Annotated in this window: 11 protein-coding genes; 4 read left to right on the top strand and 7 right to left on the bottom strand. The window is 36.3% G+C overall.

What is annotated here, in order from left to right; translation table 11 throughout:
• Positions 1-2202: an SF1B family DNA helicase RecD2 gene (recD2, locus tag ACZ5V8_RS11425; protein WP_464218824.1), complete on the top strand. Its 2202-nt coding sequence runs from the start codon at positions 1-3 to the stop codon at positions 2200-2202.
• A gap of 10 nt (positions 2203-2212) precedes the next feature.
• Here recD2 and ACZ5V8_RS11420 read toward each other — a convergent pair whose 3' ends face one another.
• Positions 2213-2740: a DUF7168 domain-containing protein gene (locus ACZ5V8_RS11420; protein WP_464218823.1), complete on the bottom strand. Its 528-nt coding sequence runs from the start codon at positions 2738-2740 to the stop codon at positions 2213-2215.
• 59 nt (positions 2741-2799) lie between these two features.
• Positions 2800-5859, bottom strand: coding sequence for a Tn3 family transposase (locus ACZ5V8_RS11415; RefSeq protein ID WP_464218822.1), 3060 nt, complete (start codon positions 5857-5859; stop codon positions 2800-2802).
• 148 nt (positions 5860-6007) lie between these two features.
• Between ACZ5V8_RS11415 and ACZ5V8_RS11410 the strand changes: the two genes are divergently transcribed.
• The 3 genes from ACZ5V8_RS11410 to ACZ5V8_RS11400 are packed head-to-tail and all read left to right on the top strand — an operon-like array spanning position 6008 to position 9122.
• Positions 6008-6616: a recombinase family protein gene (locus ACZ5V8_RS11410; protein ID WP_464218821.1), complete on the top strand. Its 609-nt coding sequence runs from the start codon at positions 6008-6010 to the stop codon at positions 6614-6616.
• Between the two features lie 25 nt (positions 6617-6641).
• Positions 6642-8258, top strand: coding sequence for a hypothetical protein (locus ACZ5V8_RS11405; RefSeq protein WP_464218820.1), 1617 nt, complete (start codon positions 6642-6644; stop codon positions 8256-8258).
• 15 nt (positions 8259-8273) lie between these two features.
• A complete protein-coding gene (locus ACZ5V8_RS11400) occupies positions 8274-9122 on the top strand; it encodes a hypothetical protein (RefSeq protein ID WP_464218819.1) in 849 nt (282 codons plus the stop codon).
• A 28-nt stretch (positions 9123-9150) separates the two neighbouring features.
• Here ACZ5V8_RS11400 and ACZ5V8_RS11395 read toward each other — a convergent pair whose 3' ends face one another.
• The 5 genes from ACZ5V8_RS11395 to ACZ5V8_RS11375 all read right to left on the bottom strand — a co-directional run bounded on the left by ACZ5V8_RS11395 (position 9151) and on the right by ACZ5V8_RS11375 (position 15321).
• A complete protein-coding gene (locus ACZ5V8_RS11395) occupies positions 9151-9891 on the bottom strand; it encodes a hypothetical protein (protein WP_464218818.1) in 741 nt (246 codons plus the stop codon).
• Between the two features lie 131 nt (positions 9892-10022).
• Positions 10023-10745: an SDR family oxidoreductase gene (locus ACZ5V8_RS11390; RefSeq protein ID WP_464218817.1), complete on the bottom strand. Its 723-nt coding sequence runs from the start codon at positions 10743-10745 to the stop codon at positions 10023-10025.
• A gap of 252 nt (positions 10746-10997) precedes the next feature.
• The gene (locus ACZ5V8_RS11385) at positions 10998-13388 is read right to left on the bottom strand and encodes a 2OG-Fe(II) oxygenase (protein ID WP_464218816.1); all 2391 of its coding nucleotides are present in this window, start codon (positions 13386-13388) and stop codon (positions 10998-11000) included.
• 125 nt (positions 13389-13513) lie between these two features.
• On the bottom strand, positions 13514-14311 hold the full coding sequence (gene yghU, locus ACZ5V8_RS11380) for a glutathione-dependent disulfide-bond oxidoreductase (protein ID WP_464218815.1): 798 nt from the start codon (positions 14309-14311) through the stop codon (positions 13514-13516).
• Between the two features lie 17 nt (positions 14312-14328).
• Positions 14329-15321, bottom strand: a complete 993-nt coding sequence (locus tag ACZ5V8_RS11375) for an NADP-dependent oxidoreductase (RefSeq protein WP_464218814.1) — start codon at positions 15319-15321, stop codon at positions 14329-14331.
• Positions 15322-15360 lie beyond the last annotated feature (39 nt).

Raw genomic sequence — 15360 nt, 5'->3', positions numbered from 1 at the left:
ATGCATCAGTATGAATCTGAAAACCTACATGGCAATGTAGAGCGAATTACATTTCACAGTGAGGACTCTGGTTTTTGTGTTTTACGCGTTAAATGTAAAGGCATTCGTGATCTTGTAACTATTACAGGTACCTGCGCGGCAGTGAGTGTTGGCGAATTAATCGAGTCAAAAGGTAACTGGATTAACGATAAAAACTATGGTCGACAATTTAAAGCGCTTACGATCAGAGTCGTGCCACCGACAACCATCGAAGGGATTACCAAATATTTAGGTTCAGGACTCATTAAAGGTATAGGTCCTGTGTTTGCTAAAACACTGGTTAAAGGGTTTGGTGAGCAAATCTTTGATGTGATTGAACAAACTCCACAGAAATTACTTGAGCTTGATGGGATTGGTCCCAAGCGTGTCGCTAAAATCACCTCGGCATGGGATGAGCAAAAAGCAGTGCGAGAAATCATGGTGTTTTTACAGTCTCACGGCATCGGCACGTCACGCGCAACACGTATTTATAAAACCTATGGTGATGATTCGATTGATAAAATCACCGAGAACCCCTATCGTCTGGCAAATGATATTCATGGCATTGGCTTTAAAACCGCAGATGAGTTGGCTGCCAAACTGGGTATTGGTTCTCAATCAATCATCAGAGCAAGAGCAGGTGTTGTCCATGTGATTCAGGATATGAATACCGAAGGGCACTGCGCTATCTTCAAAGATGAGCTTATTACTAAAGCGGTTGCCATGCTTGAGATTCCAAAAGATATTATTACTGAAGCCATTACTGCTGAGATCGATGATGAAAAATTAATCCAAGATGAAATCAAAGAAAAGCCATGTCTTTATGTTAACTGGCTGTATTATTCAGAGGTAGGTGTTGCTAAACATATTAATCGTCTTTTAGATGCTGAACGCCCATGGGATCAGATTGATATTAAAGAAGCCCTTAAATGGGTTGAAACAGTCACGCATTTAAAACTGTCTGCCTCACAACAGGAAGCCGTTAGCATGGCAGTTAACAGTAAAGTCATTTGCATTACAGGTGGTCCGGGTGTTGGTAAGACAACGGTTGTAAACAGTATTATTCGCATCATCAAAGCCAAAAGAGCGAAAGTATCACTGTGTGCACCAACAGGGCGAGCTGCTAAACGGCTGTCAGAAAGCACAGGGCTTGAGGCAAAAACCATTCATCGATTATTAGAGTTCAACCCTAAAGAAGGGGGCTTTAATCATAATGATGAAAATCAACTGCAAACTGATCTGTTAGTGATTGATGAGGCCTCTATGGTGGATGTCACACTAATGAATAGCCTTTTGAAAGCATTACCTGATCGCACAGGCGTTTTGATTGTCGGCGATATTGATCAGCTGCCATCGGTTGGACCAGGTAAAGTATTAGCTGATATTATTGCCTCAGAGAAAGTCCCAACAGCGAGACTGACTGAAATATTCAGACAAGCGGCCTCATCACAGATTATTATTAATGCTCATCGTATTAACTCAGGTAAAACACCCTTTAAAGCTGAGAAGGGTGACAAAACAGATTTCTATGTAGTGCATGCAGAAGATCCTGAGGCAATTTATGAAAAACTCACCCGATTAGTTTCTGATCGCATTCCTAATGTCTTGAATTTCAATCCCATCACCGATGTACAGATTCTGACACCGATGAATCGTGGTGGCTTGGGTGTTAAATCGCTAAACATAGAGCTGCAAAAATTACTCAACCCAGAACCCATCGCAAGTATTACCAAATTTGGCTGGACGTTTGGCGTGGGGGACAAAGTTGTGCAAACCGTTAATAATTACGACAAAGAAGTTTTTAATGGCGATCTGGGATTAATCCGTAAGGTAGATCATGTTGAGCTGGAAGTCACGGTAGATTTTGAAGGTGTTGAAGTGGTTTATGATTTTAGTGAGTTGGATGAAATCGATCTAGCTTATGCCACATCTATCCATAAATCTCAAGGATCTGAATATCCTGTGGTGATTATTCCAATTGCAATGCAGCATTATATGCTGCTTCAAAGAAACCTGCTCTACACAGGTGTCACACGCGGTAAAAAGCTGGTGATACTGCTGGGTGAAGCCAAAGCCATTGGCATGGCAGTTAGAAATGTGACGCAGAATAACAGATTAACACGTCTCTCAGAGAGAATTGTTTGCTTTTCAGAGGCAGGTTTAAGTCATATTGATGCCACTTGAAAATAATTATTTAATAAACTTCTCCATAGAAACTATCAAACTTGAATATGCCTTGCCAGCTGTTTATTTCCTGACGTTTTTTGGAATCCAAAAAATCATATTCGCCATACTCAGAGCCTGATTCAAGATTAAATTTTTTATGCATATTATTGGTAACATCGAGTAAAGCAAATTCAACTTTTAAACGTTTCTTTGCTAATTTTGTATTTTTATGAAAGGAGTTCATTTTTTCTTTAGCATAAGTCTTAAAAAACTTATAAAACCGCTGATAAATATCATATGCAGCCTGAACATTTACAGGCATTCCTGAAAATGCCATCGCACTATCAAACCGTGTTGATTTGCTCTTTGTTACCAAAATAAACTCAACCCCAAAACATTTAACCATCATATCCATAATCTGGTAAGCATAGGCATCTTCTTCATACTCTGCATAATTGAAAGCTTTACTCAATATACATTGATCTTTTTCTATAAAATCGCTCAAAGTACCTTTAGTTATCAAGCTTTTTCTAACTGTGTGGCATAACTCAGACATCTGTGTAATATTCTCTATCGGGCTATGTGGAAGAAGTGACAAAAATGCAAGATCAGAATTTAAGCAGCCTGTTTTCTTGGCATAATACCTAACTTTTGTAGTTCTACTTCCAGTGCCCTGACAACTGCTTCTAAGTCCAAATTGATTGGCTTTCCACTAAAATTATACCTACCTGTAAAGGCAATATGTGACCATGCCATCGGTGATATCTTTAGGAATTCCTTGATAAGTGCAGGGTCAGCATTTGCATTGATCATTTTTTCATACAGTTTGTTAAGTATGATAGCGTTATAGGCAACAATAACATTCGATACTAAGCTAACTGTCTCAGTCGAAATACTGTGACTAACATCTCTTTGCCTTTTAAAAATACCATGGTACATATTGCGGATTAACTTCTGTAACTGATGATATGCTTCTGTACGGTTGCGAGCTGTCTTCATCGCCTTTCTAACCGACATGTCATTTAACATATTAAGCACATGAATGCTTTTGAATATTTTGTTGTACTCATATAGCGCTCTTCTAAGTCCTGCATAGCGCGAATGGGAATTGAGTTTCCGTATAAGCGTTGCTTGCGTATTATTTTGTGTGATTAAAGATATAAGCACACGTGCAATGCCTCTTTTATGCTTTTTAATACGTTCCTTTTCAACTTTGGAAGCAGGTTTAATAATGCCACTATAATGCGACGGCTCTTTTGTTGAAACCAGGTCATCAGTTTCATTTTTTACCCTTTTCATTGAAGGCAAAAACTCAACATCAATCGCATCGAGTGCTACAAAATTTATTTGATTAATGGAGTGACTATCTCCAGTGACTGCATTAACTTTAATATCAGATTTATTATCATAGACCATGTCAAACAAATGGTGTCCTTCATACTCATTCAAGCCAATATTCTTGACATTAACAGCAACAAAATTAGCTATTAATGAGAGGACTGATATTCCTTTTCCTTTACCAAGGTATTTTTTTGAGTATCGTGATTTTATGGTACTGTTTTTTGTTGATTCTTTTTGTCCATCTTGATCAGCCAATAGCTTATCACATAACAAATTCCAAGCTTTAAAAATAGGCAATGAGTTAACAAAGTTTGATATATGAATGTTTGCCTTTTCGAGATTTTCAATTGAAATAAAATCCTCATGGGTATAGCGCAGTGTATTAAACTTAATATCAGACATCTCGGACATTTTCTCCACTCCAAACCCAAAAGCTTCTGATAATATGCAGGCAATCATATTTAATGCCAATGGCTTGTCTCTTTTAACATATTTGCCTTTTATATGTTCAAATACAGAAAATAAATCGGTTTCTTGGTCAATATAACTAAAGATGTCAGCAATATCTATTTTATTGAGACTTGTGAAAAACGAATCATCATTTTTTACGCTTGCATCATACTGTAGCTGCCATGAAGGATTGCCATCATTATCGTAACTAATACTTATGCCTTGATGTTCGCCTTCTTTAATATTGGTTTGTAAGGTTTCCCAAGCTTGATCCAGTTCATCTAAAAGATCATCAAGTCTTTGATCACAGTAGATAGCAAGCTTCGGGTAACCATACTGCTGTGCAATTTCATCTACCTTATCAACCATTGAATCTGGCACCATATCGCAATCAATATCACGATGAGACAGGCTATCATTGCAGTACATACGACCTCTTTTGATATGATGGTAAATTTTCTCATAAACATAAAACTCAAAGCGATGCGGATTGATTGTTTGATCCTTTGGATCACTTTTAAGATAGTTGACCATTTCAGTAGGAATACTAAGACCAAGATCATCGGATATTTTTAGTTGCTTTGGTGACCTATTATTGCCATAGTGATTCTTCAATATTTTCATAAGCTCAAATATTTGATGATTGCTTTTATAATGCTCAAAGTCGACTGCTAAAAACGTTGGTCTTAGGTACATTGATGTTGTTCTAAACTCACGCTCAACATAAAGCCATTTTTCAGAGTTAAAATCAAAATCAAGCCCTTCAAAATATTTAGCCAGATTTTCAAAATCGCTTTTTGGCAAGATATTGAAGGCACTTTTGAAAAAATTATCACTGGATTGAGTTACTGATTCCTGTTGAGGAAACCACCTGAAAAACTTTGCGAGTTTTGGGTACTTTTTGATGATGTTAGCCATATAATTAGCCATTTGCGTTTCAGTATGCTCTTTAATTTCTGTCCGTATAAGTTCAACATAATGCATAAAGTTAATAATCACATGATCCGTTAAGACTTGATATCTGTGATAGATATAACAGACCGTATATAGCTTTTGATCTTGTTCATTAAGCTTTCTTAACCTTGATACAGGATACTGGTCAACTAAGTTGGCATAATATTTTATGGCATTATTTGATAATACTGTTTTAGGTAAGAAGTCTTTGGCATACAGATAGATTGATCTTAGGGTGTTGACCTGTTTGACGGTCTTCATAATCTCGCCATAGCTGAAATCAGCCTGATCGTAGCGAATTTTATTTAACGACAAATCGCCATCTTCATTGTTGATCAGTTTCTTAATTTTACCACATGTTATATCAGGTAACTTGTTAAAGATTTCTGCCAGTCGAGATTGCTCAGTTGCATATGCGTTTGTATAGAGATCTTGAAGTTTGCGATAGCTTGGCAACATAATATTGTTAGTGTCACAAAATTGGATGATCTCTCGTACCATATTATGTGGCTTAGGATGTGTTTTAAGCAAATTTACAGCATGTTTCTCAACTTTTTGCAGGTGCTCACCAGCACATTTCACGTAAGCAAAGTACTCCAGAATTAATATACGTTGCCGATCTCGCGCATCCCTTGAAATAGATTGCGCTGTTGGTATGGACAATTTATTATATTTTTCTGTAATGCACTGAATATCTTTCAAAGGGACTGTTTCAAAATTGAAATCAAAAAATCTTAGCTTTGCCTTAAAATAGCCAAGCTGTAATATAAAGAACAAAAAAGTATTATCTGTCTCAAACTTATTTGCCAACGCAAGCTCGGCATTATTTAAGCTGAAGTATAACTCACGCTCATTCTTATCAAAATCAGGCAAATGATAATAATAAGCTATTTCTGCATCTGATAAAATATTGACCTTTCTAGCACTCATTAGCGGTTCACTTTAACGGAGGTTATTATTAACGTTTTTAGATTATGGGGATTCTACAATAAAATTTGCAAAATCAGTAAAATATTGTTGTCTACTTTATTAATGTTAAGCTAAGCTGTAAATATTAAAAATAAGTGTACTTTTAGTTATGAAATATGGATATGCACGAGTGAGTACCAAAGATCAGTCGTTAAATCTGCAAATTGATGCGCTTGAGAAATATGGTTGCGATCAAATTTACTCCGAAGTTGCCAAGGGTGCCAAGGCAGATCGACCAGAATGGTTGCAACTATTAGCTAAAGTTAAAAAAGGTGATACGCTTGTTATCTGGAAACTTGATCGCATGGGACGCTCTTTGCACCATCTCGTAAAAGTAGTCAATGAGTTATTAGACAAGCAGGTTGGTATTATAAGCCTCAATGATCCTATAGATACTACTACAGCTCATGGAAAGTTGATGTTTAATCTTTTTGCCAGTTTAGCGGAGTTTGAAAAAGACCTAATTCGGGAGCGAACCATGGCAGGATTAAAGTCTGCACGTGCTCGTGGAAGAATGGGGGGTAGACCAAAGGGTTTACCTGAGGACTCCATTAAAAAAGCAGCGATAGCTGAAGCATTATATAAACAACAAGAACTGCCAGTTAATGAAATTGCGTCGCAGTTAAAAATATCTAAAACAACCTTGTACAAGTATTTACGGTATAGAGGAGTTTCGATAAATGCTGATGCTTACAAGGACAATACAAAAAACATATAACCACCTAAATGATAAGGATATTTTTATGGATGATTTCAAGTCAAGTAGTTCCAAGACATATCAGCATAAGCAAAATGGTAGTGTTTTACTCATCGCTTTAATTATAGTTGCTGTTGTGGCTATTTTGTCGGGCTCTATTTTATATATGTTAAAAATTAATATTGTACAAAATAAAGCAATCGAGGGTTATAGCAATGCCAGAAATAGTGCATTTTTATCTTTAAAAACAACACTGGAAGCAAATGATTATCTGTATACAAACACACCGATAAACTCGTCAGTTAAAAATTATAACTCTGGTAATTCAACGGTGACTGTAACAAGTACAGTATCATCAGATTTAAATAATGCCATTTATCCTGATAGCGTGAAACTTAACAATGCTTCAGCAATATTGCAATATCATGTGACTATGCAGGTTTCTGCGCAAACAGGGCATCAAGCAGATTATGTGGCAGTTGTAAATGCACCGAGCCAATATCGCCAACAAAATGATTTAACACCACAAACAACACAAAACATAAATATTCCAGTGGTTATTTTAACTAACCTTAATGCAGAACAACAAATTTCTGGCTCAGGTGGATTAGATGATGGGCAAGCAGGTTTTTTGGGAACTATCACCGTAGATAATTCCGGAGCGGTTGAATCAACTGGTAAGCAGTTAACATACAACCCTGCATCTGGCGGTAGTTATAATTTGAAATTTGAGGACAATGGTACTTATAAATTAGAACAAGGATGGTATTTAAGTGATGGAGAGTGGTATTGGAATTTGCTCATATATGATACCTCAACAGCAAGTGCATGGCTGGCAAGTATTGCCCTTCCAAGTCTAATATCACAACCAGCTAATTTCAGTACGCTATCATGGCAAAATATTATAGGTCAAGAGAATACTCCTCCACCTGATTATGACACAGGTCAACAGTATCCAAAAGGAAGTTATATTACTTTTGATGGGCAAATATTTGTGTCAACTTCCGCCATTAATAGTGGTAATAATAAAGATCCGTATAGTAACCCAAATAATTGGCGTTTAGTCATTCCTGGTGGAACATATCCTGACTGGAATACCAATGTAAAATATTATAAAGGAGATATTATTACACAGAATGGTGTGCAGTATGTCGCTACTGCTAACAATGGAACAAACGTTGGAGCACCACCAAACAATAAGTGGGCTGTGGCGCAATTTAATCCAACAGCATGGCAAAGTCAGGTGTATAATCCAGGAGATTTTGTGACTTATAATGGCTATACTTTTGTTAACATAAAGAAAAGTAATAAAAATAGAACACCATATCAGCAGGCAAATAAGTGGCGCATTGTTTCCCAAGATAGTAATCCTTTAACCTATGATTCAAATATAGTTTATACAGTGGGTTTGCAAATTAGTTATGATAATCAAGTATTTGTGAATGTTACCTCGACTAGTAACAATCCATACCAGAACAATAATAATCGTTGGCGAATAGTTATTCCTGAAAATGAAGCTCCAACATATAATAATCAGGTACGCTACTATAAAGATGATGTCGTAACATATTCTGGCACTCAATATATTGCAAATATTAACTATAACCGTTCAATTGCCCCAAATCGCCCTCCGCCAGGAAATGGCTGGCAAGTTTCACCTTAAAAAATAGGAGTTTTTATGCAGTTAATCACTACATTGAAAAAGGTTGTACAATTTGTTCTTTTGTCTGCGGTACTTTCATCATTTACATTTACCTATAGTGCGCTACTGCCATCAGGAAAAATACTACTGACTACAAAATTGATTAATGATTACAAAGATCTTTATACTTTAGCTATAACAAATGATACGTCTAATCAAATTCAAGCTTGGCTTTATTCTGATAACGGCACGGAAATGGAATCTGCTTTTAATTTACTACAACTTGCGAATATCAGTAGTAGCTATATTTTGCCAATTGATTTAGAAAGTAAACAAAGTACTACAAAAGCCTTAGTTTTTTTATCAACAAACACAGGGCTAGCAAGTATCATTTCTTTATCACTAAACGATCAACCGATATCATTTTCAAGCGCAACAGAAGTTTTATCTCTAACGCCTACGACTAATATGGTTTATGAACCACAAATTATTCCAAATAGTTCAACAGATGATTTCATAGTGCTGTCATATCCATCTTCTATTATGTTATATAAATATACACCTGCAACACCAAGTTTAACCTTACTAAGAACTGAAAATTTTACTAATCAAACGGTTAAACAAATATTACCTTTTAAAGGTTTCATAATTGTGATTACACAAAATAATCTCACACCTCCTCCTGTTGGTTATGCACATTTTGTTGCACTTGGTGTCAATAAAGAGTTTGCCACAGTTAATTTGTCTTCTGTTGACGGAGCGTACTTAACTTATGATCCTGTTACTCAGAAAACTCTTTTAAAAACGATAAGTGATTCAATAGGAGTTGAAATTCAAGATGCTCCTATGCCTTATGGCGTCATAGGGATGCAATCAACACAATAACATGGATAATGAGCAATTTAAAATGAAGTCAAATGAGGTGATTAAATTTCGATCTTGCATTTTTGTCACTTCTTCCACATAGCCCGTCTATGGTCATTACTTCATTAAAGATTTCATTGATAGTGCGACTTACTTCAATGTTCTTTGATTTAAGCTGTCTTTCTTTTAATCGTTTGCTATAGTCATCCCATGCTTCATCTAAGGTGACTAACTCACCATCATAAAGCCGTTCTACATACTGTTGGTTAGGGTCATATCGCACCCTTTGATTTGTTTGGATTGTCTCAGGCTGGCATTTATCATCAAAGTTGAGTAATGAGAAGCTGTTCTCTAAATCGGTGCTATCTTTGATCTCTTCTGTTTCATTCTCCTCATTTTTCAGAATAAAGTCTTGATCACTACCATGATTTGTATTCCAGTAAAGTGCAATAAGCTTTTCGATAGCTTGCTCATGTGTCACATTACTCATATCATCAGCAACTTCCTGCAAGCTATCTGATATGTGTCGCCTTATTTTAATCATAGCTAAATCATTTTCTTCAGTGAATTTACGCTGATAGGTGGCATTACGTAATTTCTTATAACTTACTTCATCAAGATGAAGTTCGATAAAATGACACAGGTCAATAGTGTTGTCGATTTTATTAAGCGAAATAAGCATGGATGCTTTATCTTCGAGCGTGACACTCTGTATCTTATTTGTTGTAATAGCATTAAGTAAACAATGTTTATAAGTATTAAACTGACTCGATTTAATCTTAATTTTCATAAAAAGCTCTAGTTTTTTCTTAGCATATAAGATATTGAATCAAGGGGTGGTACTATAATGTTAGACAAAATAGATAACTTATAACCGCAGTACATGAGAGATATGTTATACCGTGAGATCAACGAGACTGCTTAAGGTTGCTGTTTCGTTGCTGCAATAACAATTTCACGCACGCATACGTTTTGAGGTTGCATATAAGCATACACAACTGCATCTGCAACATTATCAGCAGATAACACACCACCCATGTCTGTTTTCCAGTCTTCATAGCCCTGTTTTATTTCATCTGACGATGTATGGCCTAATAGTTCAGTTTCAGCAGCCCCTGGCGCAATGGTAATAACACGTACATTATTTGCAGCCACTTCTTCTCTAACATTTTCACTAATGGCATGTACTGCAAACTTTGTGCCACAGTAAGCAGCATGGTTTGGAAATGTTTTTCTGCCCGCAATTGAACTAATATTAATAATTGTCCCTGTATCACGACTTTTCATGTCTGAAAGAACAATCTGCATACCGTTAAGTAGCGCATTAACATTCACATCAAGCATTTTGGAAAATTCGTTACTGTTTTGACTGTCAATCTGTCCTAAAAGCATAACGCCAGCATTGTTAATCAGGCAGTCTGTTTTACCGTATTTATTCTCGGCATTTCTTACAGCAGCTTCAAATTCACTTCGATTGGTAATATCAACTTTGGCACAAATTGCATTTGGTAAATTTAATTGCTCAAGCTTTTCCAGTCTTCTGGCAATAAGTAACAAGGGATGTCCTTGTTGACTTAATTTTTTAGCAATAGCAGCGCCAAAACCGGAACTTGCTCCTGTAATTACAACCAGTTTTTTATTCATTTAGATAACCCTTTAAAATTTTTGCATTATCTTACCATGTAATTACGTTAAACAACGATAAGTTACGATCATAAAAATATCTAAGACAATGCAAGTTTCCGATTATTATGCTTGATATTCAAGTTGCTGGACTTCGACGTAATTACCGAGTAAAACAAGTAGTATGTTGCTACCGAAACTCTAAGGTAATGGAAGATGCTCGCAGTGCTATTGCAAAGTGATCGAGAGTTTCGCCATAGTCAGTCTTTGAGATTAAGCAATAGATTCATCTTTAGCCAATTCTTTAAGTTTTTTGAACTCACTTTGACGAAGTTCTCTTAGCTTTAGACACAATTCATAATATCTTCTATCTTTTTTTATTTCGACATAAGCGCTTTTGCCTCGACCTTTTGCACACATGGTGGCAGAAAATCCATAATTCGTAGTAACCTTGACAAAGTTAGCATTAGACTCAATATAAAACTCTGGAAGAATAGATTCTGATTTTACAGTGATTACCCCTTTTCTTGCCATTGCAATTCCATCATATCCAGTTATATGCATTTGTTGCCCCTCACTTTTCAAGAAATCTATCATTATTTTTTGCTTTGTCTTCGCATTTGGCATTGACCATGAAAAATCTTTTATGCCCACACTCAACTCTTTGTCTAGATATTCTAAACGAGCAGTGATTAAAGGCTGTAACAACCATTCTTTATCATCTAATTCTGAGTCGCTTATAAGGTTTTGGATTAATGCCGATAAAAAAGATGGGGATTTAGTATTTTTCTTAAGGCAGGCGTCCAAGAATAGTTGTTTAACTTGATCAGAAGCATTCCAATAGGTTTTACACATATTGATTGCCAGAGATAGAATGGTATCTTTAAAGTTGCACGATCCTCCCCAAGAGGACGATTCACTACAAATAATACTGGTGCACATATCTATCAATGTCGTCCGCATAGCCTCACTATCCAAGCTTTTTGCAAACGCAGTTGATGTTTTTAATGCAACGCTTCCTGATAACGCCCCAAGTATACTTTGATATGAGTCAGATAAATTTTCCCATCCAAAATGACGGATCGCATTCTGTAATAATCTCAATATATTTTCATATTTATACGATGATAAGTTAGAAATAATAAAGGGCTTAGCCATATTAAGCAGTTTTCGACATAAATCCTTGTCATTCATCTCAATAACTGTTTCAAGTAATTTGGTAAATATCGCATCACATTTATGATCAGACCATCTATCCCAATGAGTGGAGTTGTCATTTTGACAAACCAGTGAATCAAATTGCACAAAAGATTTTTGAAGCGCCTGATCAAATCTGCTTTTTAGCCACTTGCAATCTGAGTGATGCTTCAGATCTTTTGCCATTAGAAGGGCATTGTGAGTTTGAAGCGCTACATCCTGAGAAACAGCATCAGAAGTATCTGGATATAAAGGCATTATCACAAGTAAATATCGAGCATAAGTTGTTTCTTTGGTAGGTCCATAATTCCCCATAAAGCCTTCGATATCATCATGTCCTTCCCCCCAGAAGTCATCATCAACTTCATCAAACGAAACTGAACATATTTCTTTTTGATTAAGATCATGCACCCAATCAATCATAAAATTACTCACTGGAATTTTATGACCACTCTCGTCAAACAGAAAATCGCAATCAGGTTCACTCGTCTCAATTTCTTCCCAGTCAATATCATCTCTATCATAATACCCGCAAGATCCATCGCTAGTGACAGAATAGCTCACACGACTAATCATGAAGTTCAATTTATTTTCTAGAGGTAAATTTTCATTGATTGCTACTAGAGCTTGCAAAAGATCTCGGTCTTGCCCTTTAGTGGCACGAAAACCCAAATCAGTCAAAGACTGCTCTGTATATTCGTGTTGCAATAGAAATGAATGCTGTTGTTCATTCAATGCTTTAGTGATTGGTATCAACTTGTCTTTGCTTGATTCTAATAGTTTTCTGTGATAATTAGCGCTCAGTTTTCTTTCTTTTTCTGGTTGAACCAGGTTATAAATGAGGACTAAACGAGAGCCATCCATAATCTTTTCTACCTGATGATGAACATCTGCATAGTGGGCTGCATAGTATATGGAAAACTCAGAATCGCCTTCTTTATTGCTAAAATCAAAGTGATAGTTTTCACCTGCAAATCGACAGTTCAATGATCCACCATCACATCTTGAAGGTAGCTGAACGATAAGCGTTCCAAACATACCCTGTGACTTCTCGGTGTCTTGGTGGAATTTAAAATGTCCACCTTCTCTATAAACCAAGAGTTTAAATAATTCTGCTTTAACCTGAAAATCAATGCCCATTGTATGAGCTATAGAGTCAATCAATTTATCCAAAGCAGGTTTCCAATGAGGGTTTGAAATCTCAATATTATGTGCCTCAAACTCGATAGATCTTCGTACATCAGTATCTATAATCGTATCCATGCCTTTTCCAAATGGTGACTCACTGCCTTCTTTACTGAGCCAGTCAAGATCTTCTTTGTTAACAGGCAATGAAATATGACGATCTTTCACTGAAAGTCCTGGCTGTGTTGGTAAATCGGATCGACCGCCAATACACGGAATAGATTCAGCTTTTGAAAGCTTTTTGAGTTCATTAAGGAATTTTTCAATATGATGGTGAGTCATTCTTATCAGCTTTAATTTTCAAATAATTGAATATCGGCAATTTTACAGATGATAATTTTCAGTTTAAAGCCTGTCATCTGTGATTTTTAAAATATCATTTGAATAATGCGCAGAGAAATGGTTGATTATTTGTTTTTTGCAACCAGCATTCCTTTCTGAACTGCTTCTCGTTGATATATTTCATTTGCCCACCTTAAGAGATCCACATAACTGTCAGCATTTAGAAATTTTGCAGCACTATAGACTTTATTAAGTATGACACCACCATACCATGGGAATATTGCTATATCAGCGATTGTATATTTATCACCACAGATAAAGCGATATTTTTGTAGATGTTTATCCAACAAATCAAGCTGACGCTTGGTCTCCATTGTAAAGCGATCAATGCAGTATTTGATTTTTATGGGGGCATATGTATAAAAATGACCAAAGCCACCACCAAGATAGGGTGCGCTACCAACCTGCCAGAAGAGCCATGATAAGCATGATGTTCTTCCTGCATTTGTTTCTGGAATAAACTGTTTGAATTTATCAGCCAGATACAGAAGTATTGCACCTGATTCAAAAATAGAGGTTTCAGGTGACGTAGTTTTATCAACCAGTGCAGGAATTTTTGAATTAGGATTGATGCCTACAAAACCACTTGAGAATTGCTCACCTTTTCCTATATTAATAATATGTGCATCGTATTTAGCATCGTCACACCCCAGAGCAATCAGCTCTTCAAGCATTATACTGACTTTAATGCCATTGGGTGTTGCCAGAGAATAAAGTTGCATAGGACTATTGCCACTTGGCAAGTTATGGTCATATCTTGCACCAGCCGTAGGCTGATTTATCGACCCCCATTTTCCTCCAAGATCATCTTCATGTTTCCATATTTCTGGTACTTCATAATCAATTTCTACTTTATCTACCATTAGTTTTCCCCTTTAAATTAAAGCTTCACAAGCATTTTTCCAATATTTTCACCTGTGAAAAGGTCGATAAACGCTTTTGATGCGTTCTCAATTCCATGGTAAATATGTGTTTTATATTTAATATCACCACTGTTAATCCATTGCTGCATGTCTTTGTAGAACTCAGGTTTTATCTTGTCATAATCTGAAACAATAAAGCCCTGTACAAGGAGCCTTTTACTAATAATCTGGATAAGATTGGCTGGACCAGGCGCTGGCTTGTCCAAATTATACTGAGAAATCATGCCACAGACAATAATCCGACCATGTATATTCATCTGATTAATCGCGGCTTCAAGGTGATCACCACCAACATTATCAAAATAAATATCAATACCATGAGGTGCAACTTCTTTTAAGGCAGTATTCAAATCATCATACGTTTTGTAATTAAATGCTGCATCTACTTTTATTTCTTCTTTTAGCCATTTAACTTTTTCATCACTACCTGCACTGGCAATTACTTTGCAGCCTTTGATTTTTGCTATTTGGCATACAAGTGAACCAACGGCACCAGAAGCAGCCGATACAAAAACAGTTTCCCCCGGCTTTGGCTGGCCAATTTTTAGAAGACCTGAATATGCTGTTAAGCCTGGCATGCCAAGTAAACCCAGATAATGCTCAGGCGATGATGCGTTGGGCAGTTTTACTAATTCGCGATCTGCGGCAATAAATTCCTCACGCCACCCCTTCATACTTATAACAACATCACCTGGTAGAAAATCTTTATGCTTAGAGACCTGAACAGTACCTACTGCTGATCCTTCAAGCGCTTCATTCAATTTAAATGGCGGGATATATGATTTTCGATTAACCATTCTGCCTCGCATATATGGATCAACTGACATCCAGTTGTTTTTAATCAGGATTTCACCTTCTTTTAACTCAGGCAATACTTTATTAACAGTTTTAAAATGTTGAGTCTGTGGCATTCCTGCCACGTAATCATTAATATGAACTTCTTTTATCATGGAACAAATCCTTTTATATTTTTTGATTTTTTACAATAA

The organism is Cysteiniphilum sp. GTC20157 (assembly GCF_055396795.1).
The sequence above is the reverse complement of the archived record's forward strand: the minus strand, read 5'-3'. Positions and strand labels throughout refer to the sequence as shown.

Bases quoted from the DNA above. Each gene is read 5' to 3' on its own strand.
- recD2 (WP_464218824.1), top strand. From the start codon at position 1: ATGCATCAGTATGAATCTGAAAACCTACATGGCAATGTAGAGCGAATT.
- ACZ5V8_RS11420 (WP_464218823.1), bottom strand. From the start codon at position 2,740: ATGTCTGAGTTATGCCACACAGTTAGAAAAAGCTTGATAACTAAAGGT.
- ACZ5V8_RS11415 (WP_464218822.1), bottom strand. From the start codon at position 5,859: ATGAGTGCTAGAAAGGTCAATATTTTATCAGATGCAGAAATAGCTTAT.
- ACZ5V8_RS11410 (WP_464218821.1), top strand. From the start codon at position 6,008: ATGAAATATGGATATGCACGAGTGAGTACCAAAGATCAGTCGTTAAAT.
- ACZ5V8_RS11405 (WP_464218820.1), top strand. From the start codon at position 6,642: ATGGATGATTTCAAGTCAAGTAGTTCCAAGACATATCAGCATAAGCAA.
- ACZ5V8_RS11400 (WP_464218819.1), top strand. From the start codon at position 8,274: ATGCAGTTAATCACTACATTGAAAAAGGTTGTACAATTTGTTCTTTTG.
- ACZ5V8_RS11395 (WP_464218818.1), bottom strand. From the start codon at position 9,891: ATGAAAATTAAGATTAAATCGAGTCAGTTTAATACTTATAAACATTGT.
- ACZ5V8_RS11390 (WP_464218817.1), bottom strand. From the start codon at position 10,745: ATGAATAAAAAACTGGTTGTAATTACAGGAGCAAGTTCCGGTTTTGGC.
- ACZ5V8_RS11385 (WP_464218816.1), bottom strand. From the start codon at position 13,388: ATGACTCACCATCATATTGAAAAATTCCTTAATGAACTCAAAAAGCTT.
- yghU (WP_464218815.1), bottom strand. From the start codon at position 14,311: ATGGTAGATAAAGTAGAAATTGATTATGAAGTACCAGAAATATGGAAA.
- ACZ5V8_RS11375 (WP_464218814.1), bottom strand. From the start codon at position 15,321: ATGATAAAAGAAGTTCATATTAATGATTACGTGGCAGGAATGCCACAG.